The 21567-nt window shown below is 56.3% G+C and carries 15 protein-coding genes; 8 read left to right on the top strand and 7 right to left on the bottom strand.

Annotated features, from left to right (window positions below; all coding sequences use genetic code 11):
* Nucleotides 1-229: 229 nt before the first annotated feature.
* The 5 genes from ACN08V_RS08455 to ACN08V_RS08435 all read left to right on the top strand — a co-directional run bounded on the left by ACN08V_RS08455 (nt 230) and on the right by ACN08V_RS08435 (nt 7373).
* Entirely contained in the window at nt 230-1510 is a 1281-nt protein-coding gene (locus tag ACN08V_RS08455) for a hypothetical protein (protein ID WP_419105237.1), read from the top strand.
* Nucleotides 1510-5835 (top strand): FtsK/SpoIIIE domain-containing protein, encoded by a 4326-nt coding sequence (locus ACN08V_RS08450; protein WP_419105236.1) that lies wholly within the window; start codon nt 1510-1512, stop codon nt 5833-5835. The genes ACN08V_RS08455 and ACN08V_RS08450 overlap by 1 nt, the downstream gene beginning before the upstream one ends.
* A gap of 30 nt (nt 5836-5865) precedes the next feature.
* The gene (locus ACN08V_RS08445) at nt 5866-6651 is read left to right on the top strand and encodes a hypothetical protein (protein ID WP_419105235.1); all 786 of its coding nucleotides are present in this window, start codon (nt 5866-5868) and stop codon (nt 6649-6651) included.
* Nucleotides 6652-7038: 387 nt separating this feature from the next.
* The gene (locus ACN08V_RS08440) at nt 7039-7224 is read left to right on the top strand and encodes a hypothetical protein (RefSeq protein WP_419105234.1); all 186 of its coding nucleotides are present in this window, start codon (nt 7039-7041) and stop codon (nt 7222-7224) included.
* A 5-nt stretch (nt 7225-7229) separates the two neighbouring features.
* Nucleotides 7230-7373 (top strand): hypothetical protein, encoded by a 144-nt coding sequence (locus ACN08V_RS08435; RefSeq protein WP_419105233.1) that lies wholly within the window; start codon nt 7230-7232, stop codon nt 7371-7373.
* A gap of 234 nt (nt 7374-7607) precedes the next feature.
* Here ACN08V_RS08435 and cls read toward each other — a convergent pair whose 3' ends face one another.
* Complete coding sequence (gene cls / locus ACN08V_RS08430; protein WP_419105232.1) at nt 7608-9107, bottom strand: cardiolipin synthase; 1500 nt, start codon at nt 9105-9107, stop codon at nt 7608-7610.
* 97 nt (nt 9108-9204) lie between these two features.
* On the opposite strand from cls, the gene ACN08V_RS08425 reads away from it, so the two are divergent.
* Entirely contained in the window at nt 9205-9909 is a 705-nt protein-coding gene (locus tag ACN08V_RS08425; RefSeq protein ID WP_419105231.1) for a TetR/AcrR family transcriptional regulator, read from the top strand.
* Between the two features lie 22 nt (nt 9910-9931).
* A complete protein-coding gene (locus tag ACN08V_RS08420) occupies nt 9932-10894 on the top strand; it encodes an NAD(P)-dependent oxidoreductase (RefSeq protein ID WP_419105230.1) in 963 nt (320 codons plus the stop codon).
* A gap of 166 nt (nt 10895-11060) precedes the next feature.
* Here the strand turns inward: ACN08V_RS08420 and ACN08V_RS08415 are convergent, their stop codons facing one another.
* The gene (locus tag ACN08V_RS08415) at nt 11061-12815 is read right to left on the bottom strand and encodes an ABC transporter ATP-binding protein (protein ID WP_419105229.1); all 1755 of its coding nucleotides are present in this window, start codon (nt 12813-12815) and stop codon (nt 11061-11063) included.
* A 77-nt stretch (nt 12816-12892) separates the two neighbouring features.
* Between ACN08V_RS08415 and ACN08V_RS08410 the strand changes: the two genes are divergently transcribed.
* Nucleotides 12893-13513 (top strand): PH domain-containing protein, encoded by a 621-nt coding sequence (locus ACN08V_RS08410; protein ID WP_419105228.1) that lies wholly within the window; start codon nt 12893-12895, stop codon nt 13511-13513.
* A 101-nt stretch (nt 13514-13614) separates the two neighbouring features.
* Here the strand turns inward: ACN08V_RS08410 and ACN08V_RS08405 are convergent, their stop codons facing one another.
* The 5 genes from ACN08V_RS08405 to ACN08V_RS08385 form a co-directional block, all read right to left on the bottom strand.
* The gene (locus ACN08V_RS08405) at nt 13615-14802 is read right to left on the bottom strand and encodes an ABC transporter permease (protein ID WP_419105227.1); all 1188 of its coding nucleotides are present in this window, start codon (nt 14800-14802) and stop codon (nt 13615-13617) included.
* On the bottom strand, nt 14802-16334 hold the full coding sequence (locus ACN08V_RS08400) for an ABC transporter permease (protein ID WP_419105226.1): 1533 nt from the start codon (nt 16332-16334) through the stop codon (nt 14802-14804). Before ACN08V_RS08400 ends, ACN08V_RS08405 begins: the two co-directional genes overlap by 1 nt.
* A gap of 159 nt (nt 16335-16493) precedes the next feature.
* Nucleotides 16494-18257 carry an ABC transporter family substrate-binding protein gene (locus ACN08V_RS08395; protein WP_419105225.1) on the bottom strand — a complete coding sequence of 588 codons (1764 nt, stop codon included), beginning with the start codon at nt 18255-18257 and terminating at the stop codon, nt 16494-16496.
* Nucleotides 18258-18608: 351 nt separating this feature from the next.
* Nucleotides 18609-19088 carry a GNAT family N-acetyltransferase gene (locus ACN08V_RS08390; RefSeq protein WP_419100369.1) on the bottom strand — a complete coding sequence of 160 codons (480 nt, stop codon included), beginning with the start codon at nt 19086-19088 and terminating at the stop codon, nt 18609-18611.
* A gap of 291 nt (nt 19089-19379) precedes the next feature.
* Nucleotides 19380-21479, bottom strand: a complete 2100-nt coding sequence (locus ACN08V_RS08385) for a glucose PTS transporter subunit IIA (RefSeq protein ID WP_419105224.1) — start codon at nt 21477-21479, stop codon at nt 19380-19382.
* Nucleotides 21480-21567: the final 88 nt, after the last annotated feature.

Genomic DNA, 21567 nt, shown 5'->3' with positions numbered 1-21567 from the left:
AACTCCTGCCAAAGAACTTGAGACAGACCCCGTACAGTGCTCTGTTAGTGGGAAACCCCCTGCACAAGCTTTTGAGTGTCATGTTCCGGAGGACCAAAGGACCGGTAAGTACACCTTAGAAATTAGGCTTTTTGATGAGAAGGACCAACCGGTTCTTGCTGACGGTACCGAGATCCTTGATACCTCACAGAGTGTAGTCATTGCCGATGGCACAAGAGAATATAACCCTATGATTGTAGCCCGGTATCCGATTACTGCAGCTGGGTATGTCATGCCTATTGCGGGTGGCGGGTATGAGCCCAATTCTGAAGTTCAGGTGAGCGCTCTTGATGAAAACAACAACCCCATCCCGGGTATTACTTTTGCGACCTGGGCTGCAGAAAGCACACCTTCAGCCGGTGACCTTGATAATGCAGCAGGTACTCTCAAAGTCACTACCGATGCCGATGGCTTCTTCAGCGCCTACCTCATTACTAGCCCATACATGTCGAGCGCTAGCGTAAACCTTGTTGCGCAGGATGAGAAGACTCAGGTTTCAGCATCAGACCGGCTCGGTATTTTGGGTGAATCTGTGGCTAGGTTGGGTACCTCTGTAGGCAGTATTGTTGCTGGGGAAGATGTCACTGTTGAGATTTCAGGTGACCAGTTTGCTCCATCGTATAAGGATTACCCCGTGACCCTGCAACTTGTTCGTGGTGGGGAAGTCATTACACGTCAAGATATTGAACTGTCACGTCCCACCGGCGATAGTCTATGGAGCTCATTCCAGAAAGTGACTCTGGAGCAGACTGCTTCTCTTGAGGCAGGGGAGTACTCGATTCAGGCTATTGTGCCTACCCAAGATAATATTCCGGTAGATTTTCAGGGACGGTTGTTGGCCTCGAAGGCATTCAGCGTGGTGCCTGCTAAGACTGAGCCCCCAGTTATCACTGACCCAACTCTTCCCGCAGAACCGGTCCCGGGTGACCCCGCAGAACCGGTCCCGGGTGACCCCGTAGAACCTGATTTGCCTGCCGAACCTGATCCGGCAGAAACGGCAGAGCCCACAAGGGAAGCTGAAGAGAAACCGCTTCCTGACCCTTCGGAGGATGCAGAAACTGTTCCTGCCCCCAGCATCGTACCCGCTGAAGCGCAGGTGAGACCTGTTATCGAACAGGAGAAAGAACCTGAGCCTACGGAGACTCCTATCGACCAGAACCCCACGTGGATTCAGACCAGCTCAATTAAAGCTGAAGACCCACGCGTTGCACAGGAACCGAATAAGCAACTCAAATCAAGTGTCCTAAACGCTCAGGGAACCAAGAATGTTGAAGGTCGGATTAATCCTCGGTCAGGTGTAGCTGCCCCAGAGGGGACTAATGCCGCGGAGGGTGCAACTGCGGTGGTGAACCTGAACAAGTCGGCCCCTAAGTGGCCTGTGCTACTGCTCATTCTTGTAGCACTCGGCGTTGGGGCTTTCACTGGCGTATCCATCGCAAAAACTGCTAAAGCAACTGATAGTAAGAGATAATGACATCGATCCGTCTCTCCATGGAAAACGCTCAATCCGCAGTCTCACACCTGGTCGTTGACGCGGATCCTCAGTCACCTATTAGTTCAGTCGCGTCAGCCATTGAAACGACGGTGGGTGAGCCTGTTCCCCTCTTGGCCGAGAAGAGGGGAACATGGGGCGAACTTGAACTTACTGAGGGCGTAGTGCTAGGTGCTAAAGCCTTTGAAAGTAGCTCCCTAGAGGAGTCCCTTAAGGTTTCACCCTTCTTCTTGATTGAGCAGGTGAGTGGCCCTGGCGCGGGCACTATTCGCTCCTTGGCACCTGGGAAATACACTTTGGGCGCTGATCCCTGTTGCTCTATCGTTTTAGAAGGCGCTGGTCTTCCTCAAACAGCTGCTTTGCTCAGCTTCAATGAAGCCGGTCAGTGCACTGTTGAAAATACTACTGAGGAATCGGCTCTGCAACTTGAGGGGCAACTTGTCACAGAACCTCAAGAGTGGCTTCAGGGCCATTCCCTGCGGGTTGGTGGGTATGTTTTTGAGCTTCTTACGGAGGCTCCTTTGGTCGCTTCGGTAACACCCTCGGAGAGATTTGGGTTGCTGGATTTTAACCGGCCTCCCAGGCTGATGCCGAAAGATCGTGCAAAGGAGTTCAAATATCCGAGTGAACCCGAGATGGGTTCGCGTGGTGCCCTGCCGATTATTGCTATGTTGGCTCCCCTGTTGCTTGCTATAGTCATGGCTACTGTCATGAAGCGACCTTACTTCCTTATTTTTGGGTTTATGTCACCTGTGATGATGCTGGTGAGTTACCTGAGTAACCGTAAGAACGGTAAGGTGACCCACCGAGAAAAGAAAGCAAAATACCGTAAGGTGAGAGCGCAGATTGACGGGGATCTTCACCAGGCCGTCGTGGATTTTGCGAATGAGCAGCGTTTGTATAGTCCGGATCCTGCAACAGCCGGGCTCATTGCGAGTCTGCCCAGCCCTAGACTGTGGGAGCGTCGAAGAAGCGACCCCGACCATCTGAATATTCGCCTGGGTGTATCTGAAGTTGAGTCCGATGTGAGTATCTACCGGCCTGAAGAGGTCGATCACCGTCGTAATCAGCTGATGAAAGCTCAGGAGGTCCCGGTAACGGTTTCGCTTAAACAGTTTGGGGTTATCGGATTTTGCGGTGAGAAGACCGTGGTTCACCGAAACGTTGCCTGGGCGATTGCGCAATTAGCTGTATCTCAGAGCCCACGAGATCTTGGAGTTGTCGTGCTTACTGATGGGGCTTCTGCTCGGGAGTGGGAGTGGGTGCGGTGGCTTCCTCACGCAGCAAGTTCTAAGGGTTCTATCGCTACTATCGGTAATGACACCCGTACAGTGGGACAGCGCCTTAATGAGCTGTCCCAGATGATTGAGCAACGGCAGGAACAGGGAACTGAGAAGGACACCGATATCTTTCGCTCTATTGTCGTGGTCTTCGACGGTGCCCGGAAGCTCCGTCAATGGCCGGGTGCTTCACGAGTGCTGGCCGAAGGCCCCTCTGTGGGCATTTATTCTTTATGTATCGACAGCGAAGAACGATTCCTACCTGAAGAGTCACGGGCTGTTGTAACTGAGGCGGGTGGGGACTGGACCCTCAAACGGGACCGCGAGAACTCTCTCGGGCATATTACCCCTGATCTGCCTGAATGGGATTGGTTTGAAGGTATTGCCCGCCCGATGGCTCCTCTGCGAGATGCTACAGATGAGGACGATTCCGCGATTCCTACCAGTGCTCGTTTCTTGGATACCGTCATGATGCAGGACCCTGAGCCGGAACTCGTTATGCAACGGTGGGCACTTTCGCCTCGTTCCACGTCCGCTGTTATCGGTGAGTCCTTTGATGGGGCTTTTGAGATTGATATGAGGAAAGACGGCCCTCACGCTCTCATCGCGGGTACAACGGGCTCTGGTAAGTCGGAGCTCTTGCAGACCCTGATTGCATCGCTGGCTTTGCGTAACCGACCCGATGAGCTGTCTTTTGTGCTGATTGATTATAAGGGCGGTGCGGCGTTCAAGGATTTCGTTAATCTGCCACACACGGTTGGTATTGTTACTGACTTGGATAATCACCTGGTGCAGAGAGCTATGGACTCCTTGGCAGCCGAACTGCGCCGCCGTGAGCATCTGCTGGCTACCGTGGGCGCTAAAGATATTGAGGATTTTACCTCTGCCCGTGAGCGCGGTGAGACAGAGCTCTTGATGCCTCGCCTTGTCTTGGTGATTGATGAGTTTGCTGCTCTAAAAGCTGAGCTCCCTGACTTTGTGGCGGGTATCGTCAATATTGCTCAGCGTGGTCGCTCGTTGGGTATTCACCTGGTGATGGCGACCCAGCGCCCACAGGGTGCTATTACAGCCGATATTCTGGCTAACACTAACTTGCGTATTGCCTTGCGTATGGCTGATTCGGTGGAGAGCAAGGACGTCATTGGTACTGCTGATGCGGCTGAGATTTCTACCTCTACTCCCGGGCGTGCCTATGTGAAGTCCGGGTCAAGCCCCCTCTTGCCCTTCCAGTCTTCGCGTATTGGTGGTGCTCGGGTTGAGAGCACTGTGCAGGATATTCCTGACCCGGTGGTGCATGTGGTTCCTTGGCCTCAGGTAGGGTATGCCCTCCCGGTTCCTCCTAAACAGAAGCAGACCGAATCTGCTGTGACTGACTTGCAGGTGCTGGTTGGGGCGATGGAGCAGGCGGCTGAACAGCTCAAGATCCCTGCGCAGCCTAGCCCCTGGCTACCGTCTATGGGTGATGACGTGGTTCTTACCGATATTGTGGCCCAGGTGCCTTCTGATGCAGGGAGCGACATCCCTAAAATTCCTTTCGCCCTTCAAGATTTCCCTGCAGACCAGAGCCAGAGGCCTCTCTGCCTGGACTTCGAGGATTTTTCGCACCTGTTTATTGTTGGCTCACCGCGTACCGGTCGAACCCAGGCGCTACGAACTATTGCCGGTGCAATAGGTCAGAACAGCTCTCCTCGTGATATTCACCTGTACGGTGTTGATTTTGGCAACGGTGGTTTGCGCGGTATTTTGCAGCTTCCTCACTGCAATACGGTGATTTCTCGAACGCAAGGGACTCTGCTGACACGTTTTATTAATCGGATGGAAACCGAGATTAACCGCCGTCGTACGGTTCTTTCTCAAGCGGGTTTCACCTCTGTCGCCGAACAGCGTAGGAACTCTCCCGAGGACCAGAAGCTTGCGCATATTGTCATTTTGTTTGACCAGTGGGAGGGGTTCCTGAACGGTATTGGTGATAACTGCCAGAGTAGCGTGGGCCAGTCTGTCCTGGCTATTTTGCGCGAGGGCGCTTCGGCCGGGGTTCACCTGATTATTACCGGTGATCGTTCCCTGCTCTCAAGCCGCACAAACACTTTGGTTGAGCATAAGTTGATGCTTCGACTGGCTGACCGTACGGACTACACTATGGCGGGCTTGTCCCCTCGTGAGCTGCCCGAGAAAATAGGCCCGGGGCGGGCTTTTGCTTCTGGTACTTCGCGGGAAACCCAGATCGCTCTGCTCAATGCAGACACCTCATCGCAAGCCCAGGTCAAGGCGCTGGGTGCTATTGGTGAGCACGCTACTCAGCGTCATAGCGATATTCCGGAGTCGCAGCTTCCGCTGGCTCTGCGGGATCTGGCCGCTAAGGTGACCTACAGTAGCATGGTTGCGGCCGGTGCGCCGGCGCTCCCGTGGAAACCTCTGCTAGGTATCGGTGGCGACGAGGTACTTCCGGTTCCCGTTGATTTGGTTGAAATACCCACATTTGTGATTGGTGGTGCGAGCAGGAGCGGTAAATCCACCGGGCTTAGGGCACTGGCCCAATCGTCCTTGGACGCTGGTGTGCAGGTTGTCCTGTTGACGCCTCTCCGCTCTCCTGTAGGTGACCTTGCGGGGCATGAGAATGTTGTGGCTCATTATGCAGGTGCCGATATTACAGCCGAATCCGTGCGTGAAGTGTTGAAGATGCGAGACATCCTACTGGTGATTGACGATGCTTCTGCTATCTCTGACTTCACGGTTATTGATGAGCTGAAGAAGATTGGTTCTGCGATAAACAGCCAGGGGGTCCGTGCGGTGGTGGCTGACGGCCTTGATGAGCTGGACCGTGTAGGTGCTATGTCGTGGATGAATGAGCTGGTTAAGCGCCGCCACGGGGCCGTTCTTAATCCCGCCTCTATTTTTAGTGGTAAACCCGTAGGGCTGTCCTTAACCCAGGAAATTTTGGCGCAACCTCGCCCCGTTGGGCGGGCCTTAGTCAATCTTGGTGATGGCCGGATAACAAGTGTGCAGATCGCGTGTGAAGGATAAGCAGGAATGAAGAAAATAGCTCTTGTATGTATGTCTAGTATGGTAGTTCCTCTCTTTCTTGTTGGCTGTTCTTCTGAGGCCTCGCAGGAGGCATCTGCCGCAGATATTGAGCAGGCCGCTGTTGCCGCTGTGAGAGCAACCTACCAGCAGGAGTCCCAGGTGGACTGTGGGGGTAAGACCTTGTCGGTAGAGGCTGGGGCGAGCGTAGATTGCGCGATTACTTTAGCGGGTGAGCCGGTTAGCCGTTCAGCATTGGTGCAGGTTGCCTCTCTTACGGATGAAGGCTACACCGTTGATGTGGCTATTACCCCTGAAATCGAGGAGCCTTTGAGCGATATTTCTGCCGATGAGGTGCGGTCACAGGTGCTGCAGTCTTTGACAAACGAGGCTCAGGTTGAGCCGGCTGTAAATTGTTTGCAGGGGCTGGAACGTGTTGTGGGGGCGAGTGTGACCTGCTCGGCCCGGTTTACCGGTGAAGACCAGACGCGGTCCGCTCAGGTAACGGTGAAGAGCGTTACTGCCGCTGGTAGAGCAGAGCTGGGGACGACTCTTAGCCCCAGCATTAAGGAGAAAGCGCTTTCCGATTCACGTGATTCTGTAGCTGCAGTTGTTGCCTCAGCTTTGGAGGGGCAACTGGGAGCAAAACCTGATGTTTCGTGCGGTGATGGCTATATTGAGGTTAGGGGCGGCTCTGCTCTTACCTGTAGCGTTACCTCAGCTTCGGGTCAGGTTCTGGGGGATGCCCAGGTTAAGCTCCGTGATGTTTCTGGTGGTGCCTACGGTGTAGATGTCGCCTTAGAGCAGGCTAGCTCGTAGGGGAAGTGTGGAAGGAAAGCTGATTTTCTGATGGCAGACATTAGATTAAGTTATGAGCTATTGCAGGACCTCATCGATACCTTTAGGGAGGTCAAGGATTCTTTCACTACATATACCTCCTTTTTGATTGGTCTCCGCTGACTGGTGGGGGATCCTTGCCCTGAACCCCCTAGCGACTCCAGGGGATGTTGTGTGAGAGACAGCCTATACCCCGTCAGTGGTGGGAGAACCTTCCAGATAACTTTAAAGAAGCTTCGATTACTTACGCGCCTGGCCTGGTGAGCAATTTGAATGGGGTTCCCTATTAAGGAGCGTGACAAGGCGAGCCGCAAGTTGATTGATGATTTGTTGGCTGACTCCGATATTTCTCAGGAGCATTAGGATGACTTGCAGGAGATCAAAAAGACTGCTGCCACAGACAAAGAGTCCGGTGCGCAGAAGTATATCCTCTTCCTGAATATTTCCCATATGGAGGATAAGGGCGGTACAACGGAGAACGACTTTTTGACTGCAATCTCGGTGGGGGATACGGCTACGGCCACCACGGTTATGATACCCGGTAGGTATGGATAAATAACGTGGGTTCTAGTATCAACAGCTTGGTCGTTAACGCTCGAGACATGTATGTGACTCAGGAGCGTATGAAGAAGGGGGATAAGGAACTGGTTGCTGTTATCGCCTATCCTTGGCTAGGACACCCCCGGATCCTGGGGCTTCTATGAGATTAGTAGGGCCAAAGCAAGAGGCTGTCGACACGGCTAAGGCTGGGCTTTGGCCTATCGAGCGGCGGCAAAATTTCTGGTTCGTTCACTCACCTGATGACCTCTTAGCCCCAGCGGGTGTCTAAGACCTTTGATAGATAAGCCCTCTGGTGGGGGATGGCCGGCAAGCCCCACACAGGTCGCCCTCACCACCAAGGCTAAGAGCACAAAATCTGACTCTCCTCCTCACAAGCCCTAGAGCAGGGCACTCCACAAGCGGCAAAGATTCTCTGTCACCTTATGGCGCAATGGCCGGTAAATCCATTCGTCATAGCGTAACTTCTTACACACAGCGATATACTCGTGGGCCACCTGCTCCAACTCCTTGACCATATCCGAGCTAACAATGAAAGTTGAGACCTCAAAGTTCAAGGCAAAAGAGCGCGGGTCCATATTTGACGACCCAATGAAAGTGATCTCCTGGTCCACGATCATGAACTTGGAGTGCAGAACGGTTGGCCCAGGGTACTGCTGAATATTAACACCGGCCCGTAGCAGTTCCTCATAGTAGGAACGCTGGCCCATAATGGGCAGAAACTGGTCTCCCTTTTCGCAGACAATCAGGGTTACCTCGATACCGGAGAGCGCCATATTGGTGAGCGCCTGCAAAAGCGTTGACTCGGGCACAAAGTAGGGGGAGCAGATAATGATTCGCTCCTCCGCGTTGTAAATCAGGTGGTTAATCAGGCGCAGATTATTTTCGGTCTCATAGCCCGGCCCTGAGGGCACTATCTGCGCCAGGGGCGGTTGGGCGTCCAGGCCCGCATTATCCTGGGCCTCGATATCCGCATCAATCTCGTTGAGCAGTAGCTCCTTAGTTTCTGCGTACCAGTCAGAAACAAAAACAGCATTAAGCTCGTGCACAACGGGGCCGGTGCAGAAGAAGCACAGGTCTTTCCATTCCAGCCCCTTCTGCAGGTTCTTCTTGAGGTTATAGGTGCGGTCGATAGCGTTTTGGGAGCCGGAGAAAGCAAGCTGCCCATCAATCACCACAATCTTTCGGTGATTACGTAGGTCAGGGCGCTGCCACTGCCCCTTCCAGGGTTTCAAGGGCAACATCAGATGCCAAGGGACCCCCGCCTGAGTAAGCCGCTCTTGAAGCTCCCGCCAGCGCGGGTACTTGCGGGAACCAATATGATCAATGAGGATGTGGACGGCGACCCCCCGCTGGTGGGCCCTAATCAGCGCCTCCCAGAGAGGCTCAGTCGTGGCATCTAACCCGGCGATATAAAACTCTAGGTGAACGTAGGTCCGGGCTCTATCAATATGTTCAGCTAACTCCTGGATGGATTCATTGTTGTGGTGGCGTAGCTCAAAACTGTTGCCCCCAATCAGGGGAAGGGCCCCCAGCTTGTAGTTGAGCTTGGCAGCCACCCGAGCCGGCTCCGAAAGAGTAGCATGACCCAGGACCGCCTGATCGCCCTCAATAGCGTCCTTAATGATCCTGTTCATGGTGCGTTGCCGGCTCAGACGATGCTTAGGGACCAGGTTAGAACCAAAAATGAGGAAGGCAAGTAGCCCCACATAGGGTATGTAGAAAATAGCCATCAGCCAGCCCAGCGCGACCACCGGCTTACGGTTATAGGGCAACCAAAAGATGACGGTTAGGCGGATGATGAGATCAAAAACTACTAAGGACACCGAAAGCCAGTCCGGCAGGTTGGTGATATTGAGGAAGGGCAGACCAAGATTCACCCTCCCAGTCTACCGGCTAAGATACGGTGGCCAGCGGAATCACAGGCCGGAACCCTTGGGGTAGGCTCCGAGCGGGCCCTGCACTAGACTAAGGGGAGTGAACACCTCTGCGCAGGAAACAAGGCCAGCTCCCTCCGCCCGCCAAAGGCGGCGCCAACGCACCCACGCCGCCATACATGGAGCGGCTCTTGACCTGGTCGCTGATAAAGGCTTCAAAGCAGCCACCACCGACGAAATCGCCCAGAAAGCTGGCGTCAGCCCCCGCACCCTCTTCAACTATTTCGCGGCCAAGGAGGACGCCGTCCTGGGGCTACACCCACCGGTTCTGACCGACCAGATACTAGAACAGGACCAGACCAGGAGGGAACTCTACATTTTTGAGCGGATCGCTCACCTACTGGTTGACATACTGGTGACTTCCATAGACGGCCCCAGCTACCCCCAGCTGAGGCTACTCCTAGATACCTACCCGGAACTCCGCTTCCGCATGCGCACCCACCACCTAGCCTGCGAGAACGTTCTGGCTGACTTCCTGCGCTCAGTGGACTGGCAGGCTTTCTCCCAGCAGGGCCGCAAGGGCCCCTTCATCTACCGGCCCTGTGGTTCACCCACCCCGCTCAGGGAGCACAACGTTCAAGCTGCCCTCTGCATTACCTCCGCTCTGCTGCGCTACATTGACCTCACCCAAGGCATACCGGACGGCCCCCAACGAGATACCCTCATCAGAGAAGCCGTATCAACCTTCCGCCACCTACTGCGCGAAGACACACCAACAGACCCGCCCTCACAGGGCACCCCCTAACCCCGGATCAAAGGAGAACCTCATGAAAATACTTGCCCCCACTTCCATTCGCCTCAAGGAAGAGCTCCTAGGCCTGACCGCCCAGGACCAGCTCATCAGCTACGACCCCGCCGCAAATATCTCCCCCGAGAACCACGACGCCGACGTACTGATCGCCTGGGGCAACACCAACGACCAGCTCAAAGACGCGGCAACCAACCTCCACAAGGTAGAGCTGGTTCAGGCGCTCCTGGCTGGCCCCGACCAGGCCCGCGCCGCAGGTTTCCGCCCCGAAGCTGTCATTGCCTCCGGTAGCGGCCTGCACTCAAAAACCGTTGCTGAGCATACCCTAGCGCTGGCCCTCAACTTTGTGCGTTTCCTGCCCACCCTGGCTGAGCATCAGGCTCAGAAGCATTGGGCCGGTGAGCTGGGTGGCCCCCAGGAGCTACACCCTGCCCACCAGGTCACCACCTTACTCGGCGCCAACGTCACCATCTGGGGCTTTGGCTCCATCGGCACCGCAACCGCCCGTCTCTTCCAGGCCTTCGGTGCCAATGTCACCGGTGTAGCCCGTAGCGCAGGGGAACGCGAGGGCTTCCCGGTTCTTGCTACTGAAGACATCGACAGGGTTCTACCCAGCACCGACATCCTGGTCATGATTCTGCCGAACTCGGAAGAAACCCAGAAGGCTTTGGATGCCGCCCGCCTAGCTCAGCTGCCGGAACGTGCCTATGTGATCAATGTGGGCCGTGGCCCCACCCTGGACCAGGGCGCTCTCATTCAGGCCCTTAAAACCGGTTCTATTGCCGGTGCGGCCCTGGATGTTGTGGAAGAGGAGCCTCTTGATCCTGCCGATCCGCTCTGGGATGCCAAGAACCTGGTTATTACTCCTCACTCCGCTGGTGGTCGCCCCGTGGAACCGGAGCCTTTGATCGCTCAGAACCTGCAAGCTCTGCGCGACCAGCGAGCAGGCAAGACCGCTAACTGGCGCAACAAGATGAACTAGTTACCTGCCCTTCTCGCCCTCAGCGCCAGGCCTCCCAGCCCCTTTCGCCTGCTAAGGCTCACACCGCCTGCGGGCTGAGCCTTGCTCTCCAAAGCTCATAGAATAAGGCCGCTCCACCCGTCATGGGTGGAGCGGCCTTATCTCTGAACGTGTCTAAAGATCCGTTCTAGCTAACGACCGGCCCTGTTTCTTCCAGTAGCTTGGCGCGAAGCTCCCGGCGCTGGGCCTGAGCATCGGGATCAGGTAGGGGAACAGCAGCCAGCAGACGCTGAGTATAGGCCTGTTTGGGGTGGCGCAGGATCTGCTCACGCGTCCCCTGCTCTACAATCTCCCCTCGGCGCATGACCGCAATACGGTCGGCCAGAGCGTCAATAACAGCCAGGTCGTGGGTCACAAAGAGGCAGGCGAAGCCCATCTCCTGCTGAAGCTCCTGGAAGAGTTCCAGCACACGAGCCTGCACAGACACATCCAAGGCACTGGTCGGCTCATCGGCGATCAGGAGCTTAGGCTTGAGGGACAGCGCACGGGCAATACCCACACGCTGTTTCTGCCCGCCCGAGAGCTCATGCGGGTAACGGTTACGGTAAGAGCGGGGCAACTCAACCCGGTCGAGTAGCTCCTCAATCCGCTTCTGTAGAGCATCGCCCTTGGCCTCACCGGCCAGCATCATAGGCTCCCCAATAGATTCACCAATGGGCAGTCGGGGGTTCAAGGAAGAAGAAGGATCCTGGAAGACCATGCCAACATCCTTACGCACCTGGGCCAGGTCCTTACGGCTGGGTTTGCGCATATCAACACCACAAACGTTCAGCTCACCCTCGGCAACCTGCAAGAACCCCACGGTAGCGCGGCCAATGGTGGACTTACCGGAGCCGGACTCACCCACCAGACCCAGCACCTCACCGGCCCGGATCTGAAGGTTAGCGTCGGTAACCGCTCGGAAGGGACCAACCCGGCCCTGCTTGGGGTATTCCAGGGCAACGTTCTTAAGCTCCAGGATAACCTCACCATCTGCCTTGGGCGGGGGGAGTACCTGGTTGATGACAGCCGTTGGCGGGCGCTGGCCTTCAGCGGCATCGTCAATGGCTGCGTTCACATCAATCTCATCACCGCCCAGGTGGAGCACCGAGCCTAGCAGAGCCTTGGTGTACTCGTGCTGGGGGTTATTGAAGATATCGTGGATTTCACCGGTCTCCACAATCTCCCCTCGGCGCATAACCGCTACCCGGTCAGCCAGGTCAGCAACAACACCCATGTCGTGAGTAATCAGAATAATTGCTGAGTTGAGCTTCTTCTGCAAGTTACGCATGAGCTGAAGAATCTCAGCCTGCACGGTCACATCCAGTGCCGTAGTGGGCTCATCGGCAATCAGGAGCTTGGGGTTGGTGGACAGTGACTGGGCGATCATAGCGCGCTGGCGCTGCCCACCGGACATCTGGTGCGGGTAGGAATTAAAGGCCTTGACCGGGTCAGGCATCTCCACCAGCTCAAGCATTTTAAGAGCTTCGTCTTTAGCCTGAGCGGGTGAGATGTCCTTGTGAATGCGGAGGGTCTCAATAATCTGATCCCCCACGGTCATGACCGGGTTCATAGCGGTCATAGGTTCCTGGAAGATGACCGCGACCTCTTCACCGCGCACGCTGAGCAAGTCGGTATTAGAGAGCCCAATCAGTTCACGGCCGTTGAGCTTAACGGATCCAGTGACCCGGGCGTTCTTGGGGAGCAGGCCGATCATACCCATAGAGGAGACGGACTTACCGGAGCCTGATTCACCCACAATAGCGAGTACCTCACCGGCATGAACCTCGTAGCTGAGGTTAATGGCGGCGGGAACCCACTTGCGTTCGACACCGAAGTCGACGCTGAGGTCACGAACTTCAAGCACCGGGCTAGCGGTCTGCTGAGTTACTGGAGTATTCACTAGTTTTCCCAACTCTTAGGTTTGGTTAAGGAGTTTTATCTTGTAGAGCGGTTTTTATCTGAGAGAATCTAAAGACTATGAAGTCTCAGTATTTGCAGAACCCCCCGGTACGTTTTCGGACCAAGACAGCTGCCCTCTACACCTGGTGTGCGGGCCTTGTTGCTCTTAGCGTCCTGCTGGCTTTGGCCTACAGTGGCGGCCCCTTAGCCCTTCTCAAGCAGGGGTGGGGTGCACTGCTGATAGCCTACGCCATCTGGTACCTGCTGGGCCGCTCGGATGTCCTTGTTGACCAAGACGCAATTACCGTGCGCAACCCTTTTGTGAACCATACCGTTAACTACGCGGCCCTGATTGATATCTCAACCAGGTACCACCTGACCCTGGTGACAGCCACTAAGCGCTATCAGGCCTTCGGGGTGCCCGCCAGCGGTATGCTTGCCTCCCTCACGGCTCACCGTCAGGACTTACGCAATCTTCCCGCGATCACCTACGCTGTCGGCTCTGCTGTGCGGACTTCGGATTTACCGAACTCAGCGGCAGGCGCCCTGGCCCTGATGATTCGGGGCTACTGGCAGGAGCAGGTAGAAGACGGTGCCCTTGACGGTGTTGAGCCGGTTCAGATATCCGCCCTTGATCTGCGGGGGATCCTCACCTGCGGCGCCCTGGTCTTCTTGACTGTGGTAGGGCTCTTCCTTTAGCTAGGAGGGGTCTGCTTTTCTCTATAGGTTTATGGGCGGCGGTGGCTGCTTGTTCAGCCACCGCCACGGTTCTCAAAGCTACCGGGGCTGGCTACTGAGCCTCAGATTTTACCAGCACCGGGCGTACCGGAACCGGGAGCGTCGGGGCCGACGGTCTCCGAGGGGCCTGAGCCCTGCTGGGTGAGCTCAGCATCCAGGCTGGTCCGTGCTAGGCCTGCCTCAGCCGGGGCTGTCTGACCGCTTACCCCCACACCGTTCTCCGCTGAGTGGGCGGTACGCTCGGTGGCTTTCTTGGGGTTGAACTTCTTCTGGCGAGGATCAAAGGCATCTCGCAGACCATCACCCACAAAGTTGATAGCCAGTGAGATTACCAGGATGAAAAGCCCGGGGAACCAGAAGAGCCAGGGGCGGGTTGAGAAAGCTGACTGGTTATATGAGATTAGCGAGCCCAAGGACCAGTCCGGTGCCTTAATGCCGAAGCCCAGGTAGGAGAGGGCGGTTTCGGTCAGGATGGCCGTACTCATCATCAGGGACACATTCACGGTTACTACACCAATAGCGTTGGGCAGAATGTGCTTAAAGATGATCCGCAAATCAGAGGCACCCGCTAGACGGGCGGCATCAACGAATTCGCGTTCACGCAGGGAGAGGAACTCGGCGCGCACCAGACGGGCCAGGGAGGACCAGAAGAGCAAGCCCACCACTACACCGAACATGATGGTATTCCAAATACCGTTAAAGTAGCTACCGGCTAGCTTACCCAGTACGGCGGTCAGCAGGATCAGGGGGATGATGATCACCATGTCGGTAAAACGCATGATCAGGGTTTCAACCCAGCCCCGGTAGTAACCTGCCAGGCCCCCAAAGAGTACCCCCAGGAAGGCCGCGATGGCGGTAATGATGGTAACCACTAAGAAGGTATTTTGAACACCGCGCATGGTCATGGCAAAGAGGTCGCGGCCGGTAGCGTCCTGGCCGAACCAGTGCTGGGAATTCGGGGCGGCCCCGTTGACGGATGGGTTCATTTCGGTGTAATTGTAGCCCCACCAGCCGGGCACCGGGCCCACCCCAATGGAGGTGACAGCCAGTAACAGGATCAGCCCCAGGAGAACCAGGGAGATAACGGCACCGGTGTTCTGGCGGAAGCGCTTGCGGACAATCTGCCCCTGGGTTTTACCCACCGACTCCTGGGCCCGGATGTCCACGTTGGTCTCTAGGGCCCGCATAGCGGTGGTTTCGGTGGTGGGCTCTGCGACCGAGCTCTTGTTGGTGGTTTCGTTGGTGCTCATTATGCTTTCACCCTCACGCGCGGATCAAGTGCTGAGTAGAGAAGGTCAGCAACCAGGTTAAAGGTCAGTGCCATGATGCCTGTCAGCAAGAAGACACCCATGACGGGGTTGGGGTCCGTTTGGGCCAGCGCGTCCAAGAAGAGGGTACCCATACCCTTGAAAGCGAAGATGCGTTCGGTGATAGCTGCACCACCGATAATCGCCCCAATATCCATAGCGATAATGGTTGCCAGGGGGATCAGCGCGTTGCGGAAGGCGTGCTTCATGACCACGGAACGTTCGGAGACACCCTTGGCGCGAGCCGTGCGGATGTAGTCCTGGTTCATGATCTCCAACATAGAGGCACGTGAGTACCTGGAGTACGATGCCAAGGAAATCAGCGTCAGGGCGATAGTGGGCAGGAGGATATGGGTCATGGTGTCAATCCCATGGATCCAGAAGTCACCCTGCAAGTTAGGGGTGGAGGCGTTAGCCGTTGGGATAGGGCGACCCTTGATACGGCCGCTGTTGAGGTAGCTGGGCCAGGCCTGCATGAAGCGGTCTGCAATAATCAGCAGCGCCATAGCTAGGCCGGTGAGCATACCCACACGGGCCCCCTGGCCCTTGTCGTAGCCACCCCAGCCCAGGCCCAGAATGACACCCAGGGCCATAAAGGCTGCCGTGACGATGACGACCATCAGCAAGGTAGCTTGCGCCAGCAGACCTTGAATGGGGAAGTAGGCCACAAGACCGACTACCACCATGCTCAGGCCAGCTCCCAGGGCACGGCGGTTGCGCAGGCCGGAGACCAAAACGGTGAAGGTCAGGGCGGCAACCAGGCCCAGGGGAAGAATGAAGGGGATCCCCAGGAAGGGGGTCAGGAACCAGTGGGTGGCAGACACAAAGATGATGGCCCCAGCGGTTAGGGTGAAGCCCACCAGACCCATGAGGTAGCGGGTCTTTTGCTTGCCGAAGGAGGCCGCATACCAGAAGAGGCCGGCTAGGGCCGAGATCAGCAGGGTGGTGGGAATAGTTACCACGGGGTTTCGCAGGAAGTCGTTAAAACCAATGGCCAGGAATTCCTTGAGCAGAACTGCGATCCAGAAGGAGGGCAGGGAGAAGAAGAGAAAGCTGGCGAAAGTAACGGTGTAATCCAGCCCGGAGTACTGGCGCAGAGCCGAGACAATACCCAGGCAGACACCGATCAGGATAGCCAGAATTGTTGCGGCAAGCACCAGGGTCAGGGTCTGGTAGACGGCGTTAGAGAGCAACTGGGTGACCGGGGTACCAGCCAGGTTCTGCCCGAAGTCACACTTACCGGCAAAGCAACCCAGCACACCACCTAGCCACTTGAAGTAACGCAGAGGGGCTGGGGTGTCCAGGTCGAGGGCCGCAATGCGCTGGGCAATCAGGGCCTCTTTATTGGGGGAGGTGGAGACTCGTAGCTCTTCAAGGGGATCACCGGCAATAGCTACGAGGTTATAGATCAGAAAGGAGGCACCAAAGAGAATGAAAACCGCGGTAATCAAGCGCCTCACGGAGTACATGAGCATGATAGGTTCCTGGTGGGTTGGGGAGTTAGAGGTGCTGGGGTTGCCAGCCTAACTCAATAGCCAGAAGGCGCGGACGCTGCTTGAGCGTCCGCGCCGGGGAACAAGCTACAGGGCTAAGAAGTTCAGCCACTGTGGCGTGAGCTGAGCATTTGCTAGCTACTAGTTAGCAATATCCCATTCTTCAATGTTCCAGGTCAGGGGCTGCTGACCAGGCTTAGGCTTGACCCCGGTCAGGAAGTCGCTGTAGGAGGTAACAGCGATGGACTGGAAGAGGGGCAGACCGTAGCCGTCCTTGAAGGTTTCGGCATCGGCAGACATCTTGAGCTCGTTGATCTTAGCTTCATCGGTGGTCTTCATGATCTGATCAGCAGAAGCGTCCACGCTGGCGTTGGAGTATTGAGTGAAATTGGACGAAGAGCCGGTCTTGAAGATTTGCCCCAGAGCCACGTTATCGACACCGGATGAGACCCAGCCGAAGATGGAGGCCTCGTAGTCACCACCGGAAAGCAGGGTGCCCCACTGCTCGCTACCGGCGTCCTCTACCTTGAAGCCAGCCTTCTCCGCGGATTCCTTAATCATCTGGAAGGAGTTCACACGGTTGGAGTTCTTGGAGTTGTAGAGAATGCGGATGGTGGGGGTCTTACCGTCCAGCAGTTCCTTGGCCTTGGCGATATTGGCGTCCATATCATCCAGGGGGTACATGTCGGAGTTGTTGCTCTCCACAGTCTTCTTGTAGTTATCGGCATCCGAAACTAGGTAGAGCTGGGAGTTGAGAACCTCTGCCTTATCGTCCATGGGCTTAATGAGCTTGTTGACGATGTCCTGGCGGGGAACGGTCAGCAAGAAGGCCTTGCGCACGTTCTCATCGGCGAAGGGGGAGCCTTCCTTCATGTTCAGGTCCAGGTGATCGTAGGACTGGTCGGGCTGGGTCTTGGTGACAGCGTTCTCCAGGCTCTCTAGCTGGCTGACGGTGTCGATGGAGGCCTGGGGGGCAACAGCGTTGACGTCGCCGTTCTGCAGGGCCTGTACCTGGCCAGCGGCATCGGGCAGAACCTTGAGGATGACCTCGTTGATGGCGGGCTTGGTCTCGCCCTGGTATTCGGGGTTGGCGGTCAGGGTAACTGACTGGTTCTCCTGAACTCCGGTCACCAGGTAGGGGCCGTTGCCCACGGTCAGGGCCTTGTTGCTGGGCATGGTAGTGGTGTTGAAGCCAGTATTCCAGGCATCAGCGATCTTGCGGAGGTTTTCGTTCTCCTCTCCGGGGGTAGCGGTTTCCAGGGTCTGAACCAGGGTTTCTTCGTCCATGCCAGCCAGTTCAGCTACCACGTGAGCGGGAGTACCGTAACCATTGCCAGCTACGTCATAAGCGATCTCCCAGTCAGCAAAGGCCTGGGGGTAGTTGAAGGTAATGGATCGGCCGTCTTCGCTGAGGGTGGGCTTGCCGGCCGGGGCAAGGCCAGTGGTATCGCCTGCCCAATCGAAATAAGTGACTGCGTCTTCGCCCTCGCCGTTGAAGTACCCTGATTGAACAGCCCAAGCTAGGAGTAAATCGCCTTTGTCGATTTCGTTACCGTCGGACCACTTCTGGCCCTCGTTGACAGTGTACTCGACCTTGATGCCGTCGCCGTCATCCTTCTTCTCGTAGCTGCCGAACCAGTCATTATGATGGATATCAAATTTGTCCGTGATGGTGTAGAAGCCACGGCTGGTCATTTGTGTGATGATGCTATTGGTATCGGTGTTGCCTGATGCAGTGCCAGTGTTGAGGGACGAGAACACGTTAGTAATCGCAATGGATACAGACTTATCACCCGATGAACCTGAACCACCACCGGCGGTGTTTGATGATCCGGCGCAGGCCGAAAGGGCGAGTGCGGCAACGGCTGATAGGCCGAGCGCTGATGAGATACGGGTTGTACGCATTGGCGTCTCCTCGTGTGAAGGGGAAAAATTCGGTGGCTTGTGGCCCACACTTAGTCCGGCCTGAGCCGGTCTAGCACCAACCAGAGGGATGGGGTGTGGTGAGTCACAAAACCTGTACTCTATATATTAGGCTACTTCTTAGGGCACCCGCCACCTGAACCCTCCTTTGGCTGAAAAACTTTCATAAAAAGTCAAAAAAGTTTTGACAGCCCCCTGAAAACTAGAGGAAGAACCAATCATCTTTATGCAGGGCTCTACATGAAAATAAATTATTGGTAAGCTGTGGCGGCTGGCTTCTGACCCCCTCAGCATGCTGATATGTTGGCGCTGAGCTAGGCTCTCCCGGCGGGCCTAATCACCTAGCGAGCGGACCATCTGAATATGCTCGATCCCAGCTTCGAGGTAGGGGGAACCTACCTCTTTAAAGCCGGCTGGCCCGTAGTAACCATCTTTGAGGTAGGCCTGGGCGCTGATTACAACTCGTTCGGCCTCCGTATTCTCTTCTAGCCAGGTGAGGGCCTGAGCGAGGAGCTTTTTGCCCAGACCGGTGCCGCGGACGCGGGGGTGGACAGCAACCCGGCCAAGTGTCCAAGCAGTAGGGTCTGCGGGGTGGCTGCCATCGGAGTAGGTAGACAGGTCAAGCATACGCAGGTAGGCCAGTACTTCGCCTTCTTCTGTTGCCTGGTAGAGATGGAAGGCGTGACGGTCGGCGCGGTCGATCTCGTTTTCTTCGGTAATCTTTTGGCCGACCACAAAGACCAGCCCGCGGAGCAGGTAAATCTCGTTGAGCTCATCAAGAGTCAGCTCATAAAAGGGTTTCACGGTAAACATGCCCCTATTCTAAAACCCGTCCAGGGTGGGGCTATCACCGGTGGGTAACTGCGCCGGTAGCTTGTCTATTGAGTGGGGTCTGCCGGTGGGTGCTGATGGGCGGGGCTGGTCAGTGAGGGCGCCTTGGGGTTTTTAGCCCTATCAAGGGCAGAACCAGCCGAAAAAACTTCCGCCAGCTCGGGGGGGGGGGCACCAGCTGCGGGAAGCTAGGGCAAGCAAATCTGACACCCACCACAGAAAAGCCCCGCCCCTCTTAGAGAGGGGCGGGGCTTTCTAACAGCCAGTGGAGGACTACTTGGTAGTGACCTTCAGCAGTTCGCTACCGGGCTGAACGCTGCCGGTAGTTCCTTCAACCTCGGCAAAGCGGTTGGTGTTGGTGACCAGAATGGGAGTCACCAGTGAGTAACCGGCGTTCTGAATGACCTGCGGGTCAAAGGTCATCAGGATGTCGCCGGGAGCAACACGCTGGCCCTTTTCGACCTTGACATCGAAGCCTTCACCGTTGAGGTTAACGGTGTCGATACCAAGGTGAATGAGGAGCTCAATGCCGTTATCCAGCTTGAGGCCAACAGCATGGCCAGAAGGCATGGTAACGGATACCTTACCTGCGGCAGGAGCTATGACGGTGTTACCGCTGGGGATAATAGCGGCACCCTTACCCAGCTTCTCTGCGGCGAAGATAGGATCCGGGGTCTCGGACAGAGCCACAGCCTGACCTTCCAGGGGAGAAGCCAGGGTCAGGACGGTACCAGCGGCAGGAGCCTGAGCCTCTGCTTGGTCGTTGGACCAGGGGGTAGCAGCTGAGGCGCCGGTTGCAGCACCAGCAACGGCAGCTGCACCTGCGCTAGCGCCGGCAGTAGCAGGAGCGGCGGCTGAAGCCCGCTGCTCAGCCTTTTCCTCAGCGGAGGTTTCGCCGGCCTTGGGCTTGGACTCGTAACCGAAGACCAGTACGCCTGCCATAGCACCAAAGAAGGCAATAGCCAGACCGATAGCGTACAGGTGGGTGGGCTGCATAGCGGGCAGCGAGATCAGTGAGGTGAAAGCAAAAGCGTAGGACTTAACACCCAGCGCCGAGATGGTTGCGCCACCGATGATAGCGGGAACCAGGATGAGGGGGAAGACACGCTTGTAGCGCAGAACAACACCGTAGAGGGAAGGCTCAGAGATACCACCGAGCAGACCGGATACAGCGGCACCGGTCGCGGTCTGACGCAGTTCCCTATTGTGCTTGGCGCGGATAGCAACACCGGTAACCAGGCCGAAAACAGCGAAGTTGTAAGCACCCATGGGGGACTGGATGAAGTCGGTACCGGTGGTCTGCAGGTTATTAATCATGATGGCGTTCAGAGGCCAGTGCAGACCCAGGGGCACCATGAAGAGGTAGAGACCAGCAATCAGGCCACCAACCAACCAGGGAGCAATCTCGTTGACGTTACCGATGATATCGGAGATAGCAAGAGCGAACTTAATGCCGATGGGGCCAATCAGGAAGGCGGTCAGGGGGACCAGAACCATAACAGAAATCATGGGCACGAAGACCATGTGCAGCATGGTGGGGATAATCTTCTTGAGGAAGCGCTCTAGGGGTGCCAGCAGGGCTGCGGCGAAGAGCGGCGGGAAGATCTGGCCGGTGTAGTTCATAACGTAAAGGGGGAGGTCCAGGCCCAGGAAGGGGACGTTGACAACGCCATCAACGGCGATGTTGTTAAAGCCCTGGAAGGTGCCGGTCATGAGGGCGGCGGGGATAGCTGCACCAACCCACATGTTAGCGCCCAGGCGCTTAGCGGCGGTGGCGCCAATCATGATGGGCATGAACTGCAGAACCGACAGCGAGGCTGCCATGAGGATGAACCAGAAGGGGAAGGTTGCGCGCCATTCGTCTAGCATAGCGGCGGCGGCATCGGGGTCAGCCAGGCGGGGACCGTTAACAATATCAATGTTAACCATCTTGCCGGTGAGGTCAGTGTACTGGCCGAAGTAGCCGAACTGCTGGAGGAAGACGATCAGGGTCAAGATCATGGAGGTGCCCAGCAGAGCCCACAGGATGGGGCGGAAGGAGTCTGAGAGCACATCGAAGACGCGGGTCAGAACGCCGGCCTTCTTCTGGTTGGGGTCAGCCTCGCCCTTGCCCTCGCCAACGGTGCCCATGCCGGGGAGCTTGAGCATCTCGTTGTAGACAGACTCGACCTTATCGCCGAGCACGACCTGGGTCTGGCCGGACTGCTCAATGATGGAAAGAACACCGGGGATGTTCTCAATCTTGGTGCGGTCAATAGCGCTATTGGACTTGGGAGTCACGCGCAAGCGGGTAGCGCAGTGGGTAAAGTGCGAGATGTTCTCGGGGCCGCCCAGGCCTTCAAGAATTTTCTCACCCATTTGTGAATTATTCACGAGTGAACCTTACTGGTATGTGTGCGGTTTGCCCTGGCCCTTTAAGACAAAAAGACCCGAGTTGCCTATCTATACGGTCTTCCCCCAG

This window comes from Rothia sp. P5766 (assembly GCF_048513555.1).
Taxonomy (GTDB): Bacteria; Actinomycetota; Actinomycetes; order Actinomycetales; family Micrococcaceae; genus Rothia.
Note: the sequence above shows the minus strand (reverse complement) of the source record. Positions and strands in the feature narration are given on the sequence as shown.